Annotated in this window: 25 protein-coding genes and 1 pseudogene; 10 read left to right on the top strand and 16 right to left on the bottom strand. The window is 71.6% G+C overall.

Annotation, left to right across the window (positions count from 1 at the left end; translation table 11 throughout):
* The 4 genes from FV226_RS21610 to FV226_RS21595 form a co-directional block, all read left to right on the top strand.
* Window positions 1-798: ABC transporter permease subunit (locus FV226_RS21610; RefSeq protein ID WP_187278812.1), on the top strand; the 798-nt coding region annotated here is incomplete at its 5' end.
* The gene (locus tag FV226_RS21605; protein ID WP_147764493.1) at window positions 795-1526 is read left to right on the top strand and encodes an ABC transporter permease subunit; all 732 of its coding nucleotides are present in this window, start codon (window positions 795-797) and stop codon (window positions 1524-1526) included. The genes FV226_RS21610 and FV226_RS21605, both read left to right, overlap by 4 nt.
* A gap of 117 nt (window positions 1527-1643) precedes the next feature.
* Window positions 1644-1907 (top strand): DUF4258 domain-containing protein, encoded by a 264-nt coding sequence (locus tag FV226_RS21600; protein WP_147750743.1) that lies wholly within the window; start codon window positions 1644-1646, stop codon window positions 1905-1907.
* Window positions 1891-2088 (top strand): DUF2283 domain-containing protein, encoded by a 198-nt coding sequence (locus FV226_RS21595; RefSeq protein ID WP_147750744.1) that lies wholly within the window; start codon window positions 1891-1893, stop codon window positions 2086-2088. The genes FV226_RS21600 and FV226_RS21595 overlap by 17 nt, the downstream gene beginning before the upstream one ends.
* Window positions 2089-2091: 3 nt before the next feature.
* Here the strand turns inward: FV226_RS21595 and FV226_RS21590 are convergent, their stop codons facing one another.
* Window positions 2092-3210, bottom strand: coding sequence for a L,D-transpeptidase (locus FV226_RS21590; protein WP_147764492.1), 1119 nt, complete (start codon window positions 3208-3210; stop codon window positions 2092-2094).
* A 118-nt stretch (window positions 3211-3328) separates the two neighbouring features.
* Window positions 3329-4324 (bottom strand): extensin family protein, encoded by a 996-nt coding sequence (locus FV226_RS21585; RefSeq protein ID WP_246691677.1) that lies wholly within the window; start codon window positions 4322-4324, stop codon window positions 3329-3331.
* Here FV226_RS21585 and FV226_RS21580 point away from each other — a divergent pair.
* The 3 genes from FV226_RS21580 (at window position 4323) to FV226_RS21570 (ending at window position 8118) form a co-directional block, all read left to right on the top strand.
* Entirely contained in the window at window positions 4323-4988 is a 666-nt protein-coding gene (locus tag FV226_RS21580) for a dienelactone hydrolase family protein (protein WP_187278811.1), read from the top strand. The genes FV226_RS21585 and FV226_RS21580 overlap by 2 nt on opposite strands.
* A gap of 73 nt (window positions 4989-5061) precedes the next feature.
* Complete coding sequence (locus FV226_RS21575; RefSeq protein ID WP_147764489.1) at window positions 5062-7140, top strand: M3 family metallopeptidase; 2079 nt, start codon at window positions 5062-5064, stop codon at window positions 7138-7140.
* Between the two features lie 156 nt (window positions 7141-7296).
* Window positions 7297-8118: a hypothetical protein gene (locus tag FV226_RS21570; protein ID WP_147764488.1), complete on the top strand. Its 822-nt coding sequence runs from the start codon at window positions 7297-7299 to the stop codon at window positions 8116-8118.
* A 16-nt stretch (window positions 8119-8134) separates the two neighbouring features.
* On the opposite strand, the gene FV226_RS21565 is transcribed toward FV226_RS21570, so the two are convergent.
* From FV226_RS21565 to recQ, 8 genes are all read right to left on the bottom strand, one after another.
* The gene (locus FV226_RS21565; protein WP_147750749.1) at window positions 8135-8353 is read right to left on the bottom strand and encodes a hypothetical protein; all 219 of its coding nucleotides are present in this window, start codon (window positions 8351-8353) and stop codon (window positions 8135-8137) included.
* A 287-nt stretch (window positions 8354-8640) separates the two neighbouring features.
* Window positions 8641-9540: an NAD(P)/FAD-dependent oxidoreductase gene (locus tag FV226_RS21560; RefSeq protein ID WP_147764487.1), complete on the bottom strand. Its 900-nt coding sequence runs from the start codon at window positions 9538-9540 to the stop codon at window positions 8641-8643.
* 133 nt (window positions 9541-9673) lie between these two features.
* On the bottom strand, window positions 9674-10012 hold the full coding sequence (gene grxD / locus FV226_RS21555; RefSeq protein ID WP_147750751.1) for a Grx4 family monothiol glutaredoxin: 339 nt from the start codon (window positions 10010-10012) through the stop codon (window positions 9674-9676).
* Window positions 10013-10042: 30 nt separating this feature from the next.
* Window positions 10043-10549 (bottom strand): DUF29 family protein, encoded by a 507-nt coding sequence (locus tag FV226_RS21550; RefSeq protein WP_147764486.1) that lies wholly within the window; start codon window positions 10547-10549, stop codon window positions 10043-10045.
* A 20-nt stretch (window positions 10550-10569) separates the two neighbouring features.
* Window positions 10570-10806 (bottom strand): BolA family transcriptional regulator, encoded by a 237-nt coding sequence (locus FV226_RS21545; protein WP_147727612.1) that lies wholly within the window; start codon window positions 10804-10806, stop codon window positions 10570-10572.
* 22 nt (window positions 10807-10828) lie between these two features.
* Window positions 10829-13048 carry a phosphoribosylformylglycinamidine synthase subunit PurL gene (gene purL, locus FV226_RS21540; protein ID WP_147764485.1) on the bottom strand — a complete coding sequence of 740 codons (2220 nt, stop codon included), beginning with the start codon at window positions 13046-13048 and terminating at the stop codon, window positions 10829-10831.
* Between the two features lie 154 nt (window positions 13049-13202).
* Window positions 13203-14432 (bottom strand): hydrolase, encoded by a 1230-nt coding sequence (locus FV226_RS21535; RefSeq protein ID WP_147764495.1) that lies wholly within the window; start codon window positions 14430-14432, stop codon window positions 13203-13205.
* A gap of 127 nt (window positions 14433-14559) precedes the next feature.
* Complete coding sequence (recQ, locus tag FV226_RS21530; protein ID WP_147764484.1) at window positions 14560-16410, bottom strand: DNA helicase RecQ; 1851 nt, start codon at window positions 16408-16410, stop codon at window positions 14560-14562.
* Window positions 16411-16490: 80 nt separating this feature from the next.
* Here recQ and FV226_RS21525 point away from each other — a divergent pair, with 80 nt between their 5' ends.
* Together FV226_RS21525 and FV226_RS21520 are read left to right on the top strand one after the other, a co-directional pair.
* Complete coding sequence (locus FV226_RS21525; protein ID WP_147750755.1) at window positions 16491-16733, top strand: type II toxin-antitoxin system VapB family antitoxin; 243 nt, start codon at window positions 16491-16493, stop codon at window positions 16731-16733.
* Window positions 16733-17137, top strand: a complete 405-nt coding sequence (locus FV226_RS21520) for a type II toxin-antitoxin system VapC family toxin (protein WP_147764483.1) — start codon at window positions 16733-16735, stop codon at window positions 17135-17137. The genes FV226_RS21525 and FV226_RS21520 overlap by 1 nt, the downstream gene beginning before the upstream one ends.
* A gap of 20 nt (window positions 17138-17157) precedes the next feature.
* Here FV226_RS21520 and recF read toward each other — a convergent pair whose 3' ends face one another.
* The 5 genes from recF to rpsT all read right to left on the bottom strand — a co-directional run bounded on the left by recF (window position 17158) and on the right by rpsT (window position 22797).
* Window positions 17158-18309: a DNA replication/repair protein RecF gene (gene recF / locus FV226_RS21515; protein ID WP_246691679.1), complete on the bottom strand. Its 1152-nt coding sequence runs from the start codon at window positions 18307-18309 to the stop codon at window positions 17158-17160.
* A gap of 89 nt (window positions 18310-18398) precedes the next feature.
* Window positions 18399-18737 carry a hypothetical protein gene (locus FV226_RS21510; protein WP_147764482.1) on the bottom strand — a complete coding sequence of 113 codons (339 nt, stop codon included), beginning with the start codon at window positions 18735-18737 and terminating at the stop codon, window positions 18399-18401.
* A gap of 31 nt (window positions 18738-18768) precedes the next feature.
* Window positions 18769-19887 (bottom strand): DNA polymerase III subunit beta, encoded by a 1119-nt coding sequence (gene dnaN, locus FV226_RS21505; RefSeq protein ID WP_147764481.1) that lies wholly within the window; start codon window positions 19885-19887, stop codon window positions 18769-18771.
* A 186-nt stretch (window positions 19888-20073) separates the two neighbouring features.
* Window positions 20074-21561 carry a chromosomal replication initiator protein DnaA gene (dnaA, locus tag FV226_RS21500; protein ID WP_147750761.1) on the bottom strand — a complete coding sequence of 496 codons (1488 nt, stop codon included), beginning with the start codon at window positions 21559-21561 and terminating at the stop codon, window positions 20074-20076.
* Window positions 21562-22524: 963 nt separating this feature from the next.
* On the bottom strand, window positions 22525-22797 hold the full coding sequence (gene rpsT / locus FV226_RS21495) for a 30S ribosomal protein S20 (protein WP_147750762.1): 273 nt from the start codon (window positions 22795-22797) through the stop codon (window positions 22525-22527).
* Between the two features lie 307 nt (window positions 22798-23104).
* Between rpsT and speB the strand changes: the two genes are divergently transcribed.
* Entirely contained in the window at window positions 23105-24073 is a 969-nt protein-coding gene (gene speB / locus FV226_RS21490; protein WP_246691678.1) for an agmatinase, read from the top strand.
* On the opposite strand, the pseudogene FV226_RS21485 reads toward speB, so the two are convergent.
* Window positions 24052-24198, bottom strand: a pseudogene (locus FV226_RS21485) (galactose-1-epimerase); the annotation flags it as partial. The gene speB and the pseudogene FV226_RS21485 sit on opposite strands and share 22 nt — an antisense overlap.

Below are 24198 nucleotides of genomic sequence, written 5' to 3'. Positions count from 1 at the left end.
GCGGGGCTGGCGCTTCTCGCGGGCGGGCTCGCCCACCTGTCCGGGCGCATGGCCGTCCCCGGGCTGGGCGCGGGGCTGGCGGTGGCCGTCCTCGCCTTCGTCGGCGTCGGCTACGCGGCCGGGGCGCTGGGGAGCCTGTCGCTCGCCGTCGAGTTCGCGGCGCGCGGCCCTGCCGTCGGCGGGGCCCTGGTGCGGCACTTGCTGCTTTCCGGCGGCGCGGTGCTGATGGCGGTCTGCGGCGCCGTACTGCTGTCGCTGTGGCGGCGCGGACAGGGCCTCGTCGCGATCCTGGTCGGCGGCATCCAGGTGGTGCCGGCGGTGGCGCTGCTCGGCGCCCTGGTCGCGCTGGCCTCGGGCCTGCTGCGGGCGGTCCCGTCCCTGCGCGAAGCCGGCTTCAGCGCCCTCGGGCCGGCTCCGGCGCTCGTCGGCATCGCCGCCTACCTGCTGCTCCCCCTGTGGCGCGGCCTCGCCCTGGCGCTCGCGGCGCCCGACCCGGCCACCCTCGACGCGGCCGAGGCCCTGGGCCTCACCCCGCGCAAGATCCTCTTCGAGGTGCGGCTGCCGATCGGTGCCGGCATCCTGATCGGGGCGCTCCGCGTCGCCTGCGTCCAGGCGATCGGGCTCGCGACGCTCGGGGCGCTCGTCGGGGCGGGCGGCCTCGGCGGCATCGTCTTCGACGGCATGGCGCAGTTCGCCCCGGACCTGATCCTGCTCGGGGCGATCCCGATCGTCGTGCTGTCTCTGGCCGTCGAGCGGGCGTTGAGCCGCGTCGAGGACCGCGTGCGGAGGACGGCATGAGCGTCCGTCGCGCCCTGCGCCCGGCCCTCGGGGCGCTCGTCGCAGGCCTGGTGCTTGCAGCCCTCAGTCACCCGGCCGTCGCCTCGGCGATCGTCGCAGGCCTCGGCGAGGCGCCGCGGCGGGCTCTGACGCCCGGCTACCTCGCGGCGCTGGCGCTCCAGCACCTGATCCTCGCGGCGACCGGTCTCGCCTTGGTCGCGACCGCCGGCATCGGCCTCGGCATCCTCGCGACCCGGCCCGGTGCGGGCTCGCTCCGCGGCGGCGTCGACACCCTCGCGGCCGCCGCCCAGGCGGTGCCGCCGGTGGTCGTGGTGGCGCTGGCCCTGCCGGTGCTCGGCTTCGGCGGCCCGCCGACCCTTCTGGCGCTGGTGTTCTACGGGATCATGCCGACGCTTCGCGGCACGGTCGGCGCCCTGGAGGCGGTGCCGGCCGAGGCGCGCGAGGCCGCCACCGCGCTCGGCCTCACCGCCCGCCAGACCCTGACGCGGATCGAGCTGCCGCTGGCCGTGCCCGCGATCGTCGAGACCCTGCGCACGGCCCTCGTCCTCGCGGTGGCGGTGGCCGCGGTCGGCGCGCTGGCGGGCGCCGCGACGCTCGGCACGCCGATCGTCGCCGGCCTGCAGAACCAGAACACCGTGCCGATGCTGCAGGGCGCCGCCGCCACCGCGGCCTTGGCCTTCCTGTGCGATGCGGCGATGGTCGCGGTCGCGGGCGTGTTGCGGCGGTAGCGCGCTCGGACACGCAAGGGTTCGCGTCCGTAGGAATTTTTATGATATCAAAGCAATAACGTCTCGACGGCGCCGTCGTTGACGGCGCTTGCCTGCGTCGCGGCGGGGGGAGGGCGCGTGCGGATCACTGACGCAACGCACGCCCTCGACAACTTGGCGGATCGTGCCCTGGAACGCATGTGGATCGAACGCACCGTGACGGAGCCGGAGGTCGCCGAACCGGACCCGAAACACCCCGAACGCATCCGCGCCTATCGCTCGGTCCCGGAGCGCGACGGACGGATACTCCGCGTGGTATACGTCCCCACGGAGGGCGGGGTGCGCATCACCACCGATTTCCTCGATCGCAGCCGGAGGCTCCCACGTGAAGTCGCGGTATGACGCTGAGACCGATGCGCTCTACGTCCGCTTCGCGGATGCTCCGGTGGTCGAGAGCGAGGAAGTCCGTCCCGGCCTCATCATCGATCTCGATGCGGCCGGACGGATCGTGGCGGTCGAGATCCTCGATGCGTCCGAGCACCGTTCGACCGGTGCGGAGCTCGATCACCTCTCGGCCGCCTGACCGCTAATCCTCCTTGAACGACACCTTCGCCCCGCGCGAGACGTGGGCGGCGAGGTCGCGGGCGTTCCAGTTGGTCAGGCGGATGCAGCCGTGCGACTCGGTCTTGCCGACCTTCTCGGGCTCCGGCGTGCCGTGGATGCCGTAGGAGGGGATCGCGAGGTCGATCCAGACCAGGCCGACGGGGTTGTTCGGGCCGGGGCGGATCGAGAACTTCTTGTGGGTCTTCACGCCCTTGAAGCGATACTTCGGATCGTAGGTGTAGGATGGGTCGAAGGCGACGCCCTTCACCTTGGTCTCGCCGCTCGGCGCAGGCTTCTCCTCGCTGCCGATCGAGGCGGGGTAATAGGCCAGGAGCTTGCCCGCCTTGTCGAAGGCGCGCACGTCGCGGCTGCTCTTGTCGACCTCGACGCGGTCGACCTTCGGCTCCCGCGGCAGGTCCTTGGCCTTGGGCTTGTCGAGGCTCATCGGCTGGACGCCGGCGACCAGGACCACCGTACCGGCCTTGTCCAGCGGCTTGTCCGGGTTGAGCTGGCTCAGGAGGTCGCGGCTCATGTGGAAGCGCTCGGCCAGCATTTCACGCGGGTTGGTGTAGCCCATCGACTCGAGGTCGGCCTGCGCCTCCATCTTGGGCGGGATCTTCTCGACGTAGGGGCCGGCCGCGTCCGCCTCGGTGATGGTGTAGTCGGTCACCACCGGGTCGCCGCCGGCGCCGGCGAGCTTGTCGAAGACGTCCTTGGTCAGCGTCTTCGTCGCGGGCAGGCCCTGCGCCACCGCGTAGGCCGAGAGCGCGCCTTGCAGGTTCTCGCCGTCACGCCCGTCGATCGCACCGGGGAAGAACCGCGCCCGGTCGAGCAGAACCTGCACCTTGATCGTCAGCGGATCGGGCTGGTCGTCCGCCTTCGACGCGGCGGATTTCTTGGTCTCGTCCTGGCTTGCACCCTTCTTGCCGTCTTTGAGGGGCTCGGCGAAGGTCGCGTCCCGGATCGCCTGCGCGCTCGGCGGCGCAGGCTCGTCCTTGCCCGACCCCTTGCCCGAACCCTGGGCCGCCGCGACGCCGGGGACGGCAAGGCAGGCCAGGGCGATGACCGCGAGGCTGGTCCGCGTCGTCAATCCGCACGTCATGGTCGAGGCTCCCGGAGCCGGTTCGCTCCACGGCGATCAAGCGTCGGCGACGGGTGGGCGTTCCGCGCCAAACGGCACGGCGGCATCAGGTTTTCGCGAACGGCCCCGCTGGCACAGCTCACTGGCACAGCCGGCGCCCGGCCGCCCGCTCGCGCTCGTCGAGATGGAAGTGGTTGGCGTGCGCCGCGTTGGAGCCGGGGCCGAGCACCGTGCGGAAGAACCCGCAGGCCCGCGACCGCGCCGCATCGAGGAAGCGGCCCTCGGCCGACCCGTCGGCCATCGCCCCGACGGCGATCGCCGGACGGCCGGCGAAGGTGAAGCTCATCACGTCGACGCCGTTGGCGAAGGCATGCTCGCTGAGCTTGGCCTCGACGTCGTGGTTCTGCCCGCGGCACTCGTAGGAGGTGCCGATCGCGATCCCCGCCAGCGGCTGCTTCAGCTCGCGCTCGGCCGCGACCTGGACCTCGGTCGTCCAGCGCGCCAGCGCCTCGGCGGCGGCGCAGGTCAGGGTCGCCGGCTGCGGCAGCGCCACGTCGGCCAGACCCGTCAGCTTCAGCGGCAGCGGCGTGCCGCATTGCCCGTTGACGATCGCCGGCAGCGGCTCGAACGCGGCGCCGAGGCGCTTCAGCCGCACACGGCAGGCGGCGTCGTCGGGCGCCGCGACCTTGAGGGCGAGCGCCGCCTCGCCCGACGACTCGGCCGGCCGCTCCGGGGGAAGCGGCGGCGGGACCGGCATCTCAGGGGGCTTGTCGGCGACCTTGTCGCCGGGTTTGACCTCCGCCTGGGCGGGCGGCTCGGCGGGTTTCGGCTCCGGCGCCGAAGCCGGGGGCGTCGCCGGCGTCAGCTCGGCCGGGCGCTCCGGCGGGCGCGGCGGGTCGCTCACGGTCGCGCCCGGCGCGGTCGCGGCCTTAAGCTCCGCGGGCCGCTCGGGCGGCAGCGGCGGCGGCACGGGGACGGTCGCCTCGGGCGCCTGCGTTTGCGCCTTGATGCCCAATGCCTTGACGTCCAAGGCCTTGGCATCCTGGGCCCTCGCATCCCGTCCCGCCGTCATGGCAAGCAGGGTCGTGCCGGCGAGCGCGAGCGCCGCGAACCGTCGAGACCGACCTGACGCCATGACCCATCCACCCCATCCGGTCGTCACCCGCGACACGATCCTGTGCGAGGGACGACCCGTCACGATCGAGCGGTTCGCGCCGCACGGCAAGGACGCCCCGGCCACGGCGACCGTGATTCTGCTCCACGACGCCGAAGGGCCAGGCTCGGACCGGCCGGTCCGGGCCGAGGCCGCGGCCTTGGCGGATGCCGGCTTCGCGGTGCTGCTGCCGCACTATCTCGACCGCACCGGCGAGGCACGGGTCGGGTTTTCGGGGATCAGCCGGCATTTCGGTGCGTGGCGCGACGCCCTCGAGACGGTCCGGGCGCAGGTCCCCGGCCCGGTGGCCCTGGTCGGCCGCTCGCTCGGCGGCGCCCTGGCGCTGGCGCTCGCCGCGCGGGCGCCGGGGGCGAACGCGGCGCTGGTGCTGCGCGCGACCTTCCTGCCGCCGGAGCTCGGTACCGGTCCCCTCGCCCTGCCGCCGGCGCTGGCGCTGCACGGGGCGCGGGACGCCCTCGTCGGCCCGAGCCATCCGGAAACCCTGCGGCTGCGGATGGAAGAGGCGGGCGGGACCTGCCGCGTCCACCTCTACCCGGACCAGGGCCACGCCTTCGACCCGGCGACGGATGCCGACGCGACCGCGCGCGGCGTCGGCTTCCTGAAGCGTGCGTTCGGTCCTATCTGAGGTGGACACGTATCCGACCGCCGCCCTCCGGCGGCCCCAGCCGACGCGCGGCGCGAGACATCGAGACCTTCAGATGACGACAGCGCAAAATCCCGGCCTCGCCGACCTGCCGGCCGGCAACCCCTTCTCCGAGGCGGCCTGGGGCACGCCGGCCGAGCTTCCGCCCTTCGAGCGCATCCGGCCCGAGCACTACCTGCCGGCCTTCGAGGCGGCGCTGGCGGCGCACGACGCCGAGATCGCGGCGATCGCAGGCGAGGCCGCGGCGCCGAGCTTTTCCAACACCGTCGCGGCGATGGAGCGGGCGGGCCTCGCCCTCGATCGGGTCGCCGGGGTGTTCTACAACCTCACCGGCAGCCACACGAACCCCGAGCTGCAGGCGATCGAGCGGACGATCGGCCCCAAGCTCTCGCGCCACGGCAGCGCGATCTACCTCAACCCGGAGCTGTGGGCGCGCATCTCCGCGGTGGACGCCGACGCCGAAGGCCTGGGCGACGAAGAGCGCCGGGTGCTGTCGCGCTACCGCACCCGCTTCCGCCGCGCGGGCGCCGACCTCGGGCCGGAGGACAAGCTGCGCGTCGCCGAGATCGCCGCGCGGATGTCGGAGCTCGGAACCCAGTTCAGCCAGAACCTGCTCGCCGACGAGAGCCGCTTCCTGCTGCCGCTGGACGCCGCCGAGGACCGCGCCGGCCTGCCCGACTTCCTGGTCGCCTCGGCCGCCGACGCCGCCAAGGAGCGCGGCGGCGCGCACAGCCACGTCGTCACCCTGTCGCGCTCGCTGATCGAGCCGTTCCTGGTGTCCTCGACCCGGCGCGACCTGCGCGAGCGCGCCTACGAGGCCTGGATCCGCCGCGGCGAGGGCGGCGGCGACACCGACAACCGCGGCATCATCCGCGAGATCGTACAGCTCCGCGCCGAGCGGGCGCGGCTGCTCGGCTTCGACAGCTTCGCCCACTTCAAGCTCGACGACACCATGGCGGCGACCCCGGATGCGGCGATGGACCTGCTGCGCGAGGTCTGGACCCCCGCCCTCAAGCGCGCCGGCGCCGAGCGCGACCGGCTGCAGGCGATCGTCCAGGCCGAGGGCGGCAACTTCGCGCTCCAGGCCCACGATTGGCGCCACTACGCCGAGAAGCTGCGGCGGGCCGAGCACGACCTCGACGAGAGCGAGATCAAGGCGTACCTGCCGCTCGATTCGGTGATCCATGCCGCCTTCGACACCGCCTCGCGCCTGTTCGGCCTGACCTTCGCCGAACTCCCGGACGTGCCGCGCTACCACCCGGACGTGCGCGCCTGGCGCGTCGGAAACGCCGACGGCTCGGAGGTCGGCACCTTCCTCGGCGACTACTTCGCGCGGCCGACCAAGCGCAGCGGCGCCTGGATGAGCGCCTTCCGCTCGCAGGAGCGGCTCACCGGCGACGTCAAGCCGATCATCGTCAACGTGATGAACTTCGCCAAGGCCCCGGCCGGCGAGGCGCCGCTGTTGTCCTTCGACGACGCACGCACCCTGTTCCACGAGTTCGGCCACGCCCTGCACGGGCTCCTGTCCGACGTGACCTATCCGGTGCTGGCCGGCACCGCCGTGTCGGGCGACTTCGTCGAGCTGCCCTCGCAGCTCTACGAGCATTGGCTGGAGCAGCCGGAGGTGCTGCGGACCCATGCCCGCCACCATCGCACCGGCGAGCCGATGCCGGAGGCGCTGCTGACGAAGCTGCTCGCGGCCCGCACCTTCAACCAGGGCTTCGCCACCGTGGAATACACCTCCTCGGCGATCGTCGACATGACCCTGCACCTCTCGGCCGGGGGCGAGGACGGCCTCGACGTGGGCGCCTTCGAGGCCGACGCCCTGGAGCGCATCGCGATGCCGTCCGAGATCAACATGCGCCACCGCACGCCGCACTTCGCGCACATCTTCTCGGGCGACGGCTATGCCGCGGGCTACTACAGCTATCTCTGGTCCGAGGTGCTGGACGCCGACGCGTTCGACGCCTTCCGCGAGGCCGGCGACATCTTCGATCCGGCCACCGCGAAGCGCCTTCGCACCTACGTCTACGGCGCCGGCAACCTGCGCGACCCGCGCGAGGCCTACACCGCCTTCCGCGGACGCCTGCCGAGCACCGGACCGCTGCTGCGCAAGCGCGGGCTGGCGGCCTGACCTCCGGGTCGGGCAGCGGCCGCATCGTACGCCTGCGGGCCTACGGGACCGGAGGCGGAATGGGCCGACGAGGCCCGGCGGGGCGGTAACCCTTCGGTAAACAAACGTCCTTAACCAAAGCTTTCGACAGAGATGCCGGACGCGGAGGCGAGGGCCATGACGACGAACATCGATTCGCCCGCGGAGGCCATGAAGGCCTCGCCGGACGCGCTGCTGAAGGCTGCCGTCTCCGGTGGCAAGCCCAAGGCGGCGCCGACCGTGCCGACGGCCGCCAAGGTTGGCCGCCGCCTCGACGGGGTGGCGATGGGTCTGGCCGGGGCCGCCCTCGCGCTCGGCACGGTGCTCGGCGCCGGCACCGCGATGCTGGCGACGCCCCGTTCCGAGGGCACGGGCGTCGTGCTGGCCGAGATCAACGCGGCCCTCGAAGCCAACCGGCTGGAGGCCTCGCGCGTCGCCATCGCCTCCGACCGCCTCGACAAGTCGGTCGCCGCCCTCAAGGAAGTCTCCGAGGCCGCCCGCAGCGAGGCGAAGGTCCGCGGCGGCGCGCTGACGGAGAAGGTCGGCAAGACGGAAACGGCCCTGGTGGCCAAGATCGCGGCCCTGGGCGAGCGCATCGACCAGGCCGAGAAGGAGCAGGCCGCCCGCCTTGCGGCGACGACCGCGCAGGCGGACAAGCGCACGGTGGCGGCAGCCACCGCTCCGGCGCCCGTGCCCGCTCCTCTACCGGCCGCCAAGGCGGAGCCGGTCCAGACCGGAAGCATCACCGAACCCAAGCCGAAGCCCGCGATCATCGAGTCCTGGGCCGTGCGCGACGTATACGACGGCACCGCCATGCTGGAGGACCGCCGCCGCCGCCTCGTCGAGGTCGCGATCGGAGATTCGATCCCCGGCGTCGGCCGGGTCGAGGCCGTCGAGCGGCGCGGGCGGGAATGGGTGGTGGTGACGCGTCAGGGCCTGGTCACGCCGCAGCCCTGGTAGGGCGCGGTGAAAACCGTCAGCTCGAGGCGATCGGCGTCGGGGTGAGGGTGCCGGCGCCGACCGGGAAGCGATGCTCGATCGTCATCGGGTCGGCCATGATCGCGGCGCGCTCGGCGCGCTGGCGGCCATGCGTGAGGGCGCGGGTCTGTGCGGTGCGCGTCGGGTGCAGGATGGCCGCGAGAAGGGCTTGGCCTTCGAACTGGGACCCGAGGTTCTTGGCGTCGAAGACGGGCATGACCGGCCTTGCAGAGACAGCGGAGCGTCGGCACCGACGGCCCAGAAGAACTGGACCGTGCGGGAGTAACGGGGACAAGCTGAACAAGTTCCGAACCTTTGAGGATCGAAACTCTTTTTTCATCATTGCATTGCGGCGGCCCGGCCATGGTGCGAGATCGCACGCCGACTTGCAGCAGGGAGCGATTTCCAGACTACGCACCTGGGTAGAACGCCGTCGCAGGTCGTCGCGCGCGGTGCGCGTGCCGCGCTGCCTGCCGGAAAAGCATCCGTTGCACGCCTGCGCGATCAGCGGGTGTCCTCGCGCAGCAGCTCGGTGTTGACCGCGAACGCCGCCATCGCGCCCTCCGCGGCGGCGACGACCGCGAACTGCACCCGGCGCGAGGCGTCGCCGGCGACGTAGAGCCCGGGCACGTTGGTCTTCTCGTATTCGCGGGTCGGCACCACGCCGGCCTCGTTCAGGGTGCAGCCGAGCTGCGTGATGAGCGTCGAGGGCAGACAGCCCGTCGGCATCAGGAACACCGCGCGGCAGGGCAGGGCGGTGCCGTCGGCGAAGGCGAGGTGCGTCGGCCCCTCGGCGTCGCCGTCGAGGCGTGCGATCGGCGCCTCGACCAGCCGGACCCCGTTGCGCGCAAGGCGGGCGCGGTCGTCGTCGGAGAGTTCGGTCGGGTGGCCGTCGGTGCACAGCGTCACGTCGCGGCTCCACGCCGTCAGCTCCAGGGCGAACCCCTTGGCGACCGGGCCGTGGGCGTAGGCGGCGATGGGGCTGTCGCGCCGCTCGTAGCCGTCGCAATAGGGGCAGGAATGGACGCCCGCGCCCCAGTAGCGCGCGAAGCCGTGGATCGCCGGCAGATCCTGGTGCAACCCGGTGGCGAGGATCAGGCGGCGGGCGGATTCGCGGCGCCCGTCGGCGAGCGTGATCGCGAACCCGTCCGCGACCGCTTCGGCCCCGATCGCCTCGCCGTCGCAAAGTTCGACGGTGTCGTAGCGTGCGAGGTCGGCGCGGGCGAGGGCCCGGAGTTCGTCGGGCGGCGTGCCGTCGCGGGTGAAGACGCCCCAGGTCAACCGGGCGGCGGCGTTGCGCGGCGTGCCCTGGTCGACGAGCAGGACCCGGCGGCGGCAGCGCCCGAGGATCAGGGCGGCGTTGAGGCCCGCCGGGCCGCCGCCCACGATGATGACGTCGTGCATGCCGCAGCACCTCCGGATGTCGCCCCCGATCCCCTCCCTGGGCTCAAGCCGCGGCATGCGCGAACGTTTCTCGGGAGCGGACACGAAAAAGGGCGCCGGGGCGCCCTTCGTCGTCGTCCGGTCGCGCGGCCCGTCAGGCGGCGGCGGACTTCACCGGGATGCCCTTCTCGGCCAGGAAGGTCTGCAGCTCGCCCGACTGGAACATCTCGCGGGTGATGTCGCAGCCGCCGACGAATTCGCCCTTCACGTAGATCTGCGGGATGGTCGGCCAGTTGGAGAAGGCCTTGATGCCGTCGCGGATGCCGGCGTCGGCCAGCACGTTCACGCCCTTGAACGGCACTTCGAGGTAGTTGAGGATCTGCACGACCTGCCCCGAGAAGCCGCATTGCGGCATGGTGGGCGTGCCCTTCATGAACACGACCACGTCCTGGGACTTGATCTCGTTCTCGATGCTTGCGTTGACGTCGGTCATGGGTTTCGGTCCTTGATCTGCAAGGGTGATCTAATGATGGTCGGGGCGCGCTTTCAACACCTCGGCGAGACGTTCCAGGGCGCGGTCCATGTCGAAACCGTCCGACGACATCTCCTCGGGGGTGAAGGGCATCCGGTCCGGCAGTCCGCCGAGCAGCCTGTCGCCGAAGACGTCGAGCGAGGCGTCGGCGATCGTTTTGGCGTTCGCCGAGAGGCGCTCCCAATCGATCCTCTGGCGCAGGGAGGGACGAGAGTTCCGCTGCGCCGAGGCCTGGAAGACCAGGACCTCCTTGCGCCAGGAACGGGTCGACTGCGCAGCCGGCGCGGAGGCATATTTCAGCACGTCGATCAGCATCTGGGACATCGCGCTCTCGACGCGATCGATCTCGGACCGGCCCACGCCCTCGATCTCCTCGGCGACGTTCTCCCAATCGAGGACGTTCGACAGCTCGGGGCGCGTCGCGAGGGACCGCAACGCGGCGACCTGCTGGTCGGCCCACGTCACCGTGTGGTCGTCGTAGAGGCTCGGCTGGTCCATCGGCACCACCGCTGCGGCGACTAATCCTGCGGGACGCCCGTCGTCAGCGCAAGGGCGTGGAGCACGCCCCCCATCCGCCCCTGGAGCGCGCCGTAGACCATCTGGTGCTGGGCGACGCGGGTCTTGCCCTTGAACGCCGCCGACAGCACCGTGGCGGCGTAGTGGTCGCCGTCGCCGGCGAGATCCTTGATCTCCACCTTGGCGTCGGGCAGGGCCTCGACGATCATCCGCTCGATCTCGCGCGCGTCCATCGGCATCGGTCGGTTCCTTGGTCGGGGTTCAGGCAGCGGCCGGCAGGCTCGCCATGTAGGCCGGCAGCCAGCCTTCGTGCGCCTCACGAAGCTCGGCGACGGGTATGGTCTGCCCGCCCGGCAGGGTCAAACCGTCGCCCTCGACGACGCCGACCACCGAGGCGTCGATGCCCTGCGCCGAGGCGGCGTAGAGGATGTCGGTCGCGACCTCGGCCGGCACGGCGACGAGATAGCGGGCCTGGTCCTCGCCGAAGAGGTAGGCGTGGGCCGGCATGCCCTCGGGGGCCTCGGGCAGCGTCGCGCCGAACGAGCCGGCCATTGCCATCTCGGCCAACGCCACCGCGAGGCCGCCGTCGGAGAGGTCGTGGACGGTGTCGACCTGTCCCGAGACGATCAGCCCGCGGACGAAGTCGCCGTTGCGGCGCTCGAGCGACAGGTCGACGGGGGGCGGCGCGCCCTCCTCGCGACCCTCGATCACCGACAGGTAGATCGACTGCCCGAGCCAGCCCTCGGCCGCGCCGACCAGCACCAGCACGTCGCCCGCGCGCTTCAGGGCGATGGTGGCGTGGCGCGCCACGTCGTCGAGCACGCCGACGCCGCCGATGGTCGGGGTCGGCAGGATGCCGACGCCGTTGGTCTCGTTGTAGAGCGAGACGTTGCCGGACACGACGGGGAAGTCGAGCGCCTTGCAGGCCTCGCCGATGCCCTGGATGCAGCCGACGAGCTGGCCCATCACCTCGGGTTTTTCCGGGTTGCCGAAATTGAGGTTGTCGGTGATCGCGAGCGGCCGGCCGCCGACGGCGGTGATGTTGCGCCACGCCTCGGCCACGGCCTGCCGCCCGCCCTCGACGGGGTCCGCCTCGCAATAGCGCGGCGTCACGTCCGCGGTGAGGGCCAGCCCGCGTGGGCCGTCCTCGACGCGGACGATCGCCGCGTCGCCGCCGGGCTTCTGCACGGTGTTGCCGCCGATGAAGTGGTCGTACTGCTCGTAGACCCAGCGCTTCGAGCACAGCTCGGGCGAGCCGACGAGGCGCTTCAGCGCCTCGGTCAGCGAAGCGGGCGCGGCCACGTCCGCGGCGTGGATCTCGGGCAGGTGCGTGTTGGCGATGTGGGGCCGGTCGTAGAGCGGCGCCTCGTCGCCGAGCTCCTTGATCGGCAGGTCGGCGACCACGTCGCCGTGCCACTTCACCACGAAGCGCAGGGTGTCGGTGGTCTTGCCGATCACCGCGAAGTCGAGGCCCCACTTCACGAAGATCGCCTCGGCCTCGGCCTCCATGCCGGGCTTGAGCACCATGAGCATGCGCTCCTGGCTCTCCGAGAGCATCATCTCGTAGGGGGTCATGCCCGCCTCGCGGGCCGGCACCTTCTCGATGTCGAGCTCGACGCCGAGATCCCCCTTGGCGCCCATCTCGACCGCCGAGCAGGTGAGCCCGGCCGCGCCCATGTCCTGGATCGCGATGACCGCGCCGGACTTCATCAGCTCCAGGCAGGCCTCGAGCAGGAGCTTCTCGGCGAAGGGGTCTCCGACCTGCACGGTCGGACGCTTCGATTCGGTCTCGGCGTCGAACTCGGCCGACGCCATGGTGGCGCCGTGGATGCCGTCGCGACCGGTCTTGGAGCCGAGGTAGACGATCGGGTTCCCGACGCCGGAGGCCGCCGCGTAGAAGATCGCGTCGGCCTTCGCGAGGCCCACCGCCATGGCGTTGACCAGGATGTTGCCGTCGTAGCGCGGGTGGAAGCCGACGGCGCCGCCCACCGTGGGCACGCCGAACGAGTTGCCGTAGCCGCCGATGCCGGCGACCACGCCCGAGACGAGGTGCCGGGTGCGGGGATGGTCGGGCGAGCCGAAGCGCAGGGCGTTGAGCGCCGCGATCGGGCGCGCGCCCATCGTGAACACGTCGCGCAGGATGCCGCCGACGCCGGTCGCCGCGCCCTGGTAGGGCTCGATGAAGCTCGGGTGGTTGTGGCTCTCCATCTTGAAGACGCAGGCGAGCCCGTCGCCGATGTCGATGACGCCGGCATTCTCGCCCGGGCCCTGGATCACCCAGGGGCCCGTCGTCGGCAGACCGCGCAGGTGCTTGCGCGAGGACTTGTACGAGCAGTGCTCGTTCCACATCGCCGAGACGATGCCGAGCTCGGTCAGCGTCGGGTCGCGCCCGATCAGCCCGCGGAAGCGTTGGTACTCGTCCGGCGTCAGGCCATGCTGGCGGACGAGCTCGGGCGTGATCGGGACGTCGTTGCGGAACATGCGGCGGTCTCGACGAAAATCCGGTCCCGATGAGAAGGTGCCCATCGGTGAGGTAGGCGCCGGCTCGGGGGTCGCCACGGCTCTAGAGGGTAAGCGCCCGCCCTGGCAACATTCGATCGCGCATCCGGGCGGGACCGTACCGGGGTCGAAGCGCTCAGGCCCGGGCCGGCGCGTCCGCGTCGGCCTCGGATGCGCTTCCGGGCTTCGCCCTGCGGCGGCGGTCGATCGCCGCGTGCACCGGTTCCGCGCCCGAGACGAGGGCGACGTAGTCGAACCCCTCCGTGTCCAGGCTCGACATCAACAACTGGAAGTGCATCTGGAACAAATTGAAGCGCCGCCCCCGGATCAAGCGGTCCTCGATCAGGTCTTCGAGGCGGACGTAGCGCGTCGCCGGGCGCGTCCGGTCGGGGGAGGGCACGTCGGAGGCGGTGAGCGGATCGCGCAGGTGGATCGACAGCCAGTCCCAGGGGGCGCGCACGTCGAGCCAGCGGATGTGGTCGGCAGCGGCGAACCGCGCGAGCGCCGCCCGGAACGCCACGGCCGGCCGGTCGAGGGCGATCCAGGGAATCACGCTGCCGAGCGTCACGAACGAGACCGGGGTGTCGCGGGTGCCGAAGGCCGGGTCGGCCGCCAGGATGCGGTCGAGCACCTCGATTCCGAGGAAGCTCGAGGAGGAATGGCCGACCACCACGATCTCGTCGGCCGTCCCCTCCGCGGCGGCGATGCGCGCGGCCATCGCGTCGAGGCGGTCGGGCATCCGCGGCTCGCGTCCCGCCGCGTGCTCGTGGGTGAAGGCTGTGTCGTCGACGAGGTGGGCGCAGTAGAACGGCTTGCCGCGTGTGAGCGCCATGATGCCGGCCAGGATCGCGTAGGCCGCGACCGGCACCGCGAGCCAGGACCAGGGCCGCCAGCCCGCCGGCAGCGCCGGCGGCAGGAGGGCGCCGAGCGCGAGGCTCAGGGCGACGAACAGCAGGAACAGGTACTGGACCCCGAAGATCACCATGGCGAAGCTGCGCGCCTCGCGGCGCAGGCGGCGCTCGTAGCCCGAGCGCCGAAGCCGCCACAGCAGGGCCGGCACCGTGCCCAGGCGCCGCCAGTTGGCGCGCGGGAAGCGGGCGCGGACGATGTCGTCCCAGCGCAGCAGGCCGTAGCGCGTGCGGGTGGCGCCGGATTGCACGGTCCAGTCGAGGCTCAGGCGGTCGGCGCTGCGCGACGGTTCGCCGACCGCGATGTCGACGCCGCGGCGCGCCGCCGTCAGCCGGCTCTCGCGGCGGAAGAGGCCCCAGTAGGTCTCCGGTTGGCGCGGGTCGAAGCCGGGCAGGTAGAAGACCTGGCGCGTGGTCGTGCCCGGCCGATCGGTTGCGGGCCGCTCGACCGTGGGCAGGTCGGCCGCGGCCGTGTCGCTGGACTGGGGAATGACGACGCGTTCCGGCGCTGGTGCTGGCAAGGGATTCCGGCTCCCTACACGACGGCGCGGCCCCGAGACGAGCGAAAAGACCGATTCCCGCCGCTCACGCGGCCGGGGGATGCGCCAGGAACTCGGCGATGGCCGCGACGAACCGGTCGCCGTAGGCCTCGCGCTTGCGCTCGCCGACGCCGTGGACGGTGCGCAGCGCGTAGAGGTCCACCGGCTTGCCCTTGGCCATCTCGATCAGCGTCCGGTCGGGAAACACCATGAAGGCGGCGATGTTCTCCGTGCGCGCGATCGTGGCGCGCAGGCCCCGGAGGTGCTGGAACAGGGCCTCGTCGGCGGGGCTCAGGTCGTCCGAGCCTGCGTCGCGCACGGCGCCCGCGCGGCGGCGCTCGCGCGGCTCGGCGGATTTCGGCTCCGGGTCGGGGCGGAGTTCCACCGGCTCGCGGCCGAACAGGATCGCCTCGCCCTTGTCGGTCATGGTGAGGCCGCCGTAGCCGTCGCCGTTCTCGGCCACCGCGCCGGCCGCGAAGAGCTGGCGCAGGATCGCCCGCCAGGCGGCGACCGGCTTGTCGGCGCCGACGCCGAAGGTCTTGAGCTGCTCGTGGCCGTTGCGGCGGATCGGCTCGCTCGCCTTGCCGTGGACGACGTCGCAGACGTAGGCCGCGCCGTAGCGCTGCCCGGTGCGCACGATCGCCGAGAGGATCTTCTGGGCCGAGACCGTGCCGTCGACCAGCGTGACGCCGCCGCGGCAGAGGTCGCACCGGCCGCAATGGCCGCTGGCCTCGTCGAAGTAGGCGAGCAGCGACTGCCGGCGGCAGGCCGCGCCCTCGCACAGCGAGATCATGGCCTCGAGCTTGCGCCGCTCGACGCGGCGGCGCTCGTCCGGCACCTCCTTCTCGTCGATCTGGCGGCGGCGCAGCGCCATGTCGTCGAGGCCGTAGAGGGTCAGGGTGTCGGCGGGCAGCCCGTCGCGGCCGGCCCGGCCGATCTCCTGGTAGTAGCCCTCGACGTTGCCCGGCATGTCGGCGTGGCAGACGAAGCGCACGTCCGGCTTGTTGATGCCCATCCCGAAGGCCACCGTCGCGGTCATCACGACGCCGTCCTCCTGCAGGAAGGTGTCCTGGTTGCGCATCCGCGTGCCCTGGTCGAGGCCGGCATGGTAGGCCAGCGCGTTGAAGCCGTCCTTCTTCAGGCTCTCGGCCAGCTGCTCGGTGCGCTTGCGCGACGAGCAGTAGATGATCCCGCTCTCGGAGCGGCGGTGCTTGAGGAAGCGCTCGATCTGCCGGGTCGGGTTGTCCTTGGCGGCGAAGGTCAGGCCGATGTTCGGCCGATCGAAGGAGTGCACGAAGGTCCTGAGGTCGCGCCCTTCCGGAAACAGCCGCTCGGCGATTTCGGCCCGCGTCGCCTTGTCGGCGGTCGCCGTCAGCGCCACGGTCTGGACGTCGCCGAGCGCCTCGCGCGCCCGCGACAGGGCGCGATACTCGGGCCGGAAGTCGTGGCCCCATTGCGAGACGCAATGCGCCTCGTCGACCGCGAGCCGGCGGACGCCGGCGCCGCGCAGCGCGTCCATGCAGCCGTCCATCAGCAGCCGCTCGGGCGAGACGAAGAGCAGGCGCAGCTCGTTCGCGCGGATCATCCGCCAGGTCTCGCGCGAGACGGATTCGGCCACCGACGAGTTGAGCGTCGCGGCCGCGACCCCGAAGCCGCGCATCTGCTGCACCTGGTCGTGCATCAGCGCGATCAGCGGCGAGACAACGACGGTGAGCGAATCCTCGACCAGCGCCGGCAACTGGTAGGTCATGGACTTGCCCGAGCCCGTGGGCATCACCGCGAACACGTCCGCCCCTGACAGCACCGCCTCGATCACCTCGTCCTGGCCGGGGCGGAAGTCGTCGTAGCCGAAGGTGGTCTTGAGGGCGCGCCGCGCGTCGTAGAGTCGTGAGGTCATGCCTGTCCCAGGTGAGGCGGCCGCTTGCCGGAGAGTTGTGTATACACTAGCGTTCACGCGTCTACACGGAGGCGAGGGCGATGCCCCTGAATATCCGAAGCGAAGAAGTGAACCGGTTGGCGGAGACGCTGGCCTCGGCCGCACGCGTCAGCAAGACGGAAGCCGTGCGTATGGCGCTCGCCAACGAGTTGCAACGGCGCGATGCGTCGCTGACCGCGTTCCTGGACGGGATCAAGCTGATCCAGGATCGCATCGCGGCCCATCCGCAAACCGGGCTGGAGGCCGACAAGGCGTTCTTCGACGCGTTGAACGGCGAGCCCTGATGTTCGTCGACGCCTCGGCGATCGTCGCGATCCTCGCCGGCGAGCCCGGACACGCGTCACTGGCGCGGGCCATCAAAGCAGCGCGCGATCCGATCACGTCCGCGCTGGCCATCTTCGAGACCGCGAGCGCGCTCGCCCGAAAAAACGCGCTCGCGATCGAAGCTGCCGAGACGGAGACCTACGCGTTTCTCGATCTCGCGGGCATCCGGATCGTCGCTCTCGGCGACGAGGAAGCGCGCGGCGCACTTGCCGCCTATGCCCGCTTCGGCAAGGGGCGGGGCCACCCGGCCCGACTGAACATGGGTGACTGCTTCGCCTATGCCTGCGCGCGGGTCCATGACGTCCCGCTCCTCTTTATCGGCGACGACTTCCCGCAGACCGATATCCACTCGGCGGCAGGCTGAGGCGAAGTCGCCCGAGGCGATCACCCGATCCGCACGATTTCGGCGGCCTCGCCGAGACCGTCGAACATCGACGGATCGGCGCCCGTCATGAACACCTGTCCCGGCAGCGCGTCGAGCGCCTCGAACAGGCCGGCGCGCCGACGCGGGTCGAGGTGGGCGGCGACCTCGTCGAGGAGGATCAGCGGCGCGATCCCGCTCATTGCCCGCACAAGCCGGGCGTGGGCCAGCACGAGGCCGATCAGCAGCGCCTTCTGCTCGCCGGTCGAGGCGGTCGCGGCGGGCACGTCCTTGGGGCCGTGGCGGACCACGAGGTCGCTGGTCTGCGGGCCGGAGAGCGTGCGCCCGGCGGCCCGGTCGCGCGCGCGGCCGCGGGCGAGCGCAAGGCGGAAGCGGTCTTCCGCCTCCAACGCCGGCCACACCGCCACGAGGTCGTCGAGGTCGCCCTCCAGGCGCAGGGCCGCCCAGGGAAACGGCTGCGCGTCGTCGCGGGTCTCGTGGATCAGCCGGTCGAGGCGCTCGGTGGTCTCGCGCCGGGCCAGCGCCACGGCGACGCCGAGCTCGGCGACCTCGCGCTCGATCGCGTCGAGCCAGCGGCCGTCGTTCGAGCGTTCTTCCAACAGCCGGTTGCGCGAGCGCAGCGCCCGCTCCATCGCCGAGACGCGGGCGCCGTGGCCGGAATCGACGGCGAGGACGAGGCGGTCGAGGAAGCGGCGGCGGTCGCCGCCGGGCCCGCGGAACAGCCCGTCGAGGTCCGGCGTCAGCCAGACCACGCGCACGAACTCCGAGAAGGCGACGGGGGAGGGCGCGCCGGCCCCGTCGACCCGGCAGAGCCGGCTGGTGCGCCCGTCGAAGCCCGGCGGCTCGCAGCCCGTGCCGAGGCGATGCTCGGCCCCGTCGCGCGCCAGCGTCACCGAGACGGCGAACCCGCCGGGGCCGTCCTTGCGCGCCATCGTGGCGAACTCGGCCCGCCGGAGCCCGCGCCCGGGGGCGAACAGCGAGACCGCCTCCAGGATGTTGGTCTTGCCCGCCCCGTTCTCGCCGACGAGCGCGACGAAGCGCGACGACAGCGGCAGGTCGAGGTCGGCGTGGTTGCGGAAGTCGCGGACGGTCAGGCGGGTGAGGCGCTGGGCGCCTTGCTCTGGCTCCAGACCGATGTCAGCTTCGGGCCTAATCACAGACGATCTGTTTCAGATTTTCGAGCGCCGGGACGTTGGGCAAGACCCTATAACGTGGCTCTCGCATCCTGACCAAAGCCCACTTCTCAGGGTAGAGCCGGACCGTCGATGGTCGGCACAAAGCGGAAAAGCAGGCCCAGATAGAAGCCATAGGCAATCAGGAACCCGACGGCGTGAATGGCCGTGTTGCGGCGTGCCAAGCGAGCATTTCGGCGATGAACCCAAAGATCGATCGCCATCAGGATGGCCGCCAGCACCGGCACGAAGGCGAGAGCCAGCGGCCGAGGCGCACTCCAGTTCACCTCGCCCGACAGGCTCCATTGCATCGGTAGCCGATCGAGCGCGGAGAACGGTCCATTCGCCCATAACGAAAGCGCAGAGAGAACAGCGACGGCGGCAATCGCGATGAAACGGGCCGCCGTCATGTCCGCATCTCGGGGTCCGCGCGGCGACGGCTCACACCCGCATCGGCATCAGCACGTAGAGCGCGGAGGCGCCCTCGCGGTCCTGGATCAGGGTCGGCGAGCCCGGGTCGGCGAGCTTGAACAGGGCGGTGTCGCCTTCGAGCTGGCCGGTGATGTCGAGGAGGTAGCGGGCGTTGAAGCCGATATCGAGGCCGGCGGCCTCGTAGTCGACGTCGAGCTCCTCCGTGGCGCTGCCCGAATCCGGGTTGTTGACCGAGAGCGAGAGGCGCCCTTCCTGCAGGCCGAGCTTCACCGCGCGGCCGCGCTCCGACGAGATCGTCGAGACCCGGTCGACGGCGCGGGCGAAGGCGTCGCGCTCCACCGTGAGGCGCTTGTCGTTCCCGGCCGGGATCACGCGCTGGTAGTCGGGGAAGGTGCCGTCGATCAACTTCGAGATCAGCGTCACGCCCGAAGCGAAGCGCAGGCGGATCTTGGCCGGCGAGAGGTTGATCGCGACGCTGTCGCCGCCGTCGTCGACGAGCTTCTGGATCTCGGCGACCGCCTTCCGCGGCACGATGATGCCCGGCATGCCGGCGCTGCCCTCCGGCGCGTCGATCTCGACGCGGGCGAGCCGGTGGCCGTCGGTGGCCACCGCACGGAGCTTCAGCCCCTCGGACTCGATGGTGTGGAGGTAGATGCCGTTGAGGTAGTAGCGCGTCTCCTCGGTGGAGATCGCGAACTGGGTCTTCTCGATCAGCCGCTTGAGGTCGGACGCCGCGATGTGGAAGCTGTGCGGCAGCTCGCCCGCGGCGAGGTCCGGGAAGTCGCCCTCGGGCAGCGCGCCGAGCGCGAAGCGCGAGCGGCCGGAGCGGATCGTCATCTGGCCGGATTCGCCGCCGGTCTCCAGCGAGACCTGCGCCCCCTCGGGCAGCTTGCGCACGATGTCGTAGATGACGTGCGCCGGCACGGTGGTGGCGCCGGGATCGCTGACGTCGGCCGGCACGGTCTCGGTCACCTCGATGTCGAGGTCGGTCGCTCGCAGCTGCAGGCCGCCGTCGGTGGCGCGCAGCAGCACGTTCGACAGGATCGGGATCGTGTTGCGCCGCTCCACGACGCGGTGCACGTGGCCGAGCGACCGTAGGAGGGCCGCACGCTCGACAGTGACTCTCATCGCAGTACTCTGAATGCTCGAAGGACCGTGCTCGAACGCCGCCGCGGCCGGCGGGTTCGGAGTTTGGCCGTTCAGCTTGGCGAAGGGCCGCCGCGAAGGCAAGGGCGCGATTCGTCCCCGCACAGGGTATGGGCGGGCGCGCGGCCCGCCCCCGTGCCGTCCTCCCCGCCGGGGGAGAAGGCGCGATCAATCCTGGAGCATGCGCTTCAGGAGCTCGACCTCGTCGCCGAGCACCGTGTCCTCGCCGATCAGCTTCTCGATCTTGCGCACGGCGTGGAGCACCGTGGTGTGGTCGCGGCCTCCGAAGCGGCGGCCGATCTCGGGGAGCGAGCGCAGCGTCAGCACCTTCGACAGGTACATCGCGATCTGGCGCGGCTTCACCACGGCGGCGGTGCGGCGCTCGCTGAGGATGTCGGAGCGCGAGACGTTGTAGCGCGAGGCGACGAGCTTCTGGATGTCCTCGATCTTGATGCGCTTGGGCTCGCGGTTCTTCACGAGGTCGCGGATCGCGGTCTCGGCGGTCTCCATGGTCACGGCGGTGCCGGTGAGCGTGGCGTGGGCCAGCAGCCGGTTCACGGCGCCTTCGAGGTCGCGGCCGTTGGCGGTGATCGCGCGCGCCACGTAGGTCGCCACCGCCGGCGAGACCTCGAAGCTCGGATGCGCCACCCGCACCGCGGCGAGCCGGGCGGAGAGGATCGAGGCGCGCAGCTGCTCGTCGAGCATCCCGATCTCGACCACCAGGCCGCCGGCGAGCCGCGAGCGCACGCGCTCGTCCAGGGCCTCGAGCTCCGTCGGCGGCCGGTCGGAGGCGACGACGACCTGGCGGCCGGCATCGATCAGCGCGTTGATGGTGTGGCCGAACTCGGCCTGGATCGACTTGCCCTGGATGAACTGCACGTCGTCGAGGATCAGCAGGTCGATGCCGCGCAGGCGCTCCTTGAAGGCCAGCGCGTTCTGCGTCTTCAGGGCGTTGACGAAGCCGTACATGAAGCGGTCGGCGGTGAGGTAGATCACCCGGCGGCCGGCCTCGCGGGCGGCGTGGCCGATGCCGTGCAGCAGGTGGGTCTTCCCGAGGCCGACGCCGGCATGGAAGTACAGCGGGTTGTAGAGCGCGCCCTCGCCGTCGTGGCGGGCGACGCGGTCGGCGGCGGCATGCGCCAGGGAATTCGAGCGGCCGAGCAGGAAGTTCGCGAAGGTCAGGCGGGCGTCGAGCGGCGCGCCGTTCAGCTCGCCGGCGATCTCGGCGCGCATGTCGGGGGCCGGCGTCGTCGGCATCGGCGCGGGCATGCCGGCGGCGTGGAGACGGGCCAGCGGACCGCTGGTCGGGCCGGGCTTCGGGGCGCCCGGCGCCACCGGGCGGACCGGGGCGGTGGTGCCGCGCACGCCGACCTCGATGCGGCCGACCTCTTCGACCTCGGCCTTGAAGGTGTTCAGCACCCGATCGAGGTAGTGCGATTCGATCCAGCTTTTGAGGAACCGGGTCGGCACGGTGAGGCGGGCGGTGCCGCCCACGACGCAATCCAGCTCCAGACGCGCGAACCAGCTCGCGAACACGTCCTCGCCGAGCTCGGCCCGCAGGCGGCGCTTCACGCGACCCCAGGCCGCCGCAGCCTCCGCGACCCCGTTTGCTCCGCCGCTTCCGCCGCCGCCCGACACGCTCTCGTCGACATGCATCACTGACACTCTCCTCGCACCGAGGACGGGAGACCCGCCGACGCCGCGTACGCACGCACACTGGAACACCCCGTGAACACGGGCGGGGCGCAAAAATCGGCGGGAGTCAACCCGTCCGACGACGCTGCTGGTCGATTGGGAGAGCCTATCAACAATTACCTACGGTAGTTTTAACAGTGGGACTTGCGGGGAAAGCCTTGATCGGCGCTGCAGCGAGTCGAGCGGAGTCGAGCCGAAGACGGATACCGCTTTGATTCGCCGAACGATTCGGGGTGATGTGGGAGATGCTGTGCCTTTGCTCAGGCGCGGTGAGGTTTTGTTAAGCTACACCTGCCCCGAAGACTCCGCAACGAAATCGATTTTTGGAAATGGGTTAACGCTTCGTCACCGGGCGGGCGCGGACATGGCGCGAACATCGGCGGGGCGTTCGGGGGTTTTGGCGGGCAATCGCGGGCGCCGATCAGACACCGTCGCCGGACATGTCGGCGCCGTCTCCGCCTCTTCCCGCTTCTACGGGCGGGACCATCGCAGAAGGCGATTTGCTCTTCGGAAACCCGCTGGCAGCACCTCCGTCATCCCGGGGCCGCGCAGCGGAGCCCGGGATCCAGAACCGCAGGTCGCGCTGTATTTGGCGGCGTCGGCGGTTCTGGATTCCGGGCTCGCCTGCGGCGCCCCGGAATGACCGCGTGGTGCCGTCTGCAACGGATCTGAGCCAGGGGCGTGGGCTGGGACGAGCTGCGCGCCTGAGCCTAAGGGGTCACGCACCTCATCCTGTCCTTCTCCCCATGGGAGGAGGAACCCGCGGCGGATCGGCGAGCCCTGTGGCCGACAGGCAAGGGAGCGGACGACTCGAACGAGAACCACATCGCGGGTGCGACGCGAACACGAAAAAGCCCGGCGCGAAGGCCGGGCTTTTTCGTAACGGGTTCGATGGTTCGTCGGCGGCGCCGACGGCGGTCGCGCTTAGGCGGCGACGGCCAGGGCCTTCACGCGGGCGGCGAGGCGCGAGACCTTGCGCGAGGCGTTGTTCTTGTGAACGATGCCGCTCTGGGCGGCCCGCATGATCTCCGGCTCGGCGGCGCGGAGCGCGGTGAGGGCGTCGGACTGCACGCCCGAAGCGATCGCCTCCTCGACCTTGCGGACGAAGGTACGCATCCGGGAGCGGCGCGAGCGGTTGATCGCCGTGCGCTTGGCGATCTTGCGGGTCATTTTCTTGGCCGACACGGTGTTGGCCATGGGCATCCTCGTATCAAAGGGCGGGGACCTTCGAGCTCGGGGAGCCTCGGATCGGTCTGCGCTGGGTGTGGCGAATGGCGAAGTCGACGACGCGCGCAACCGCACGGGCCCTCGGCAGAGCCGGCTCTATAGCCACGGGACGCCGCGTCGTCAACGCACCTTGATGCACCGGCTTACCCGCGCCGGCTTGATCCCGCCCTGCGGGCCCCGGATGATCGCGGATCGATCCAGGGAGGGGACCGGCGTGGCGCACAGGGTGAACGAGACCGACGCGGCCCGTATCGCAAGGTTCCGTCCGGCGTCCGGCATGGAGACGCCGCGCTTTGCCGGCGTGGCGAGCTTCATGCGGCTGCCCTGCCGCGATCCGGGCGCGGCCGAGGGCGTCGAGATCGGCCTCGTCGGCATCCCGTTCGACGGGGCGACCACGAACCGGCCGGGCGCGCGCCTCGGGCCGCGGGGCGTGCGCGAGGCCTCGACCGGCACGCGGGCGATCAACCATGCCAGCGGGATCGCGCCCTATGCTCTGGCGGCCTGCGCCGACCTCGGCGACGTGCCGGTGAACCCGGTCGATGCCGCCGAGACCTGCCGGCGGATCGAGGCGTTCATGCTCGGGCTGGCCGGCGCCGGCATCGTGCCGCTCTCCGTCGGCGGCGACCACCTCGTCACCTATCCGATCCTCCGGGCGCTGGGGCGCGGGCGCCCGCTCGGGCTCGTGCACATCGACGCCCACAGCGACACCGACGACCACCAGTACGGCGGCACCCGGCTCACCCACGGCACCCCGTTCCGCCGGGCGGTGGAGGACGGCGTGCTCGATCCGCGGCGCTGCGTGCAGGTCGGCATCCGCGGCAGCATGGACGCGGCGGACGAGCGCGACTGGGCCTGCGCCCAGGGCATCCGCGTCGTCACGATGGAGGAGGCGGCCGCCCGCGGAATGCCGGAGGTGGCGGCCGAGGCCCGCGCCGTCGTGGGCGCCGGCCCGACCTATCTCAGCTTCGACATCGACAGCCTCGACCCGGCCTACGCGCCGGGCACCGGCACGCCGGAGATCGGCGGCCTGACCACCCGCGAGGCCCTGGCCCTGCTGCGCAGCCTGCGCGGGCTCGACCTCGTCGGCGCCGACCTCGTCGAGGTGGCCCCGCCGCTGGACCCGTCCGGCCTCACCGCGCTCACCGGCGGCCAGCTCGCCTTCGAGATCCTGTGCCTGCTCGCCGATTCGGTGGCCGCGCGCCGGGCGACCCGCCAGGACCGCGATCAGACGACCGAGAACCGGTAGGTCGTCGTCGAGGCGAAACGCTCACCCGGACGCAGCACGGCGGACGGGAAGCCGGGGTGGTTCGGCGCGTCGGGGAAGGCTTGCGTCTCGAAGCAGACCGCGTCGCCCGAGCGGTAGGCCCGCCC

Source organism: Methylobacterium sp. WL12 (assembly GCF_008039475.1).
GTDB lineage: Bacteria > Pseudomonadota > Alphaproteobacteria > Rhizobiales > Beijerinckiaceae > Methylobacterium > Methylobacterium cerastii.
The sequence above is the reverse complement of the archived record's forward strand: the minus strand, read 5'-3'. Positions and strand labels throughout refer to the sequence as shown.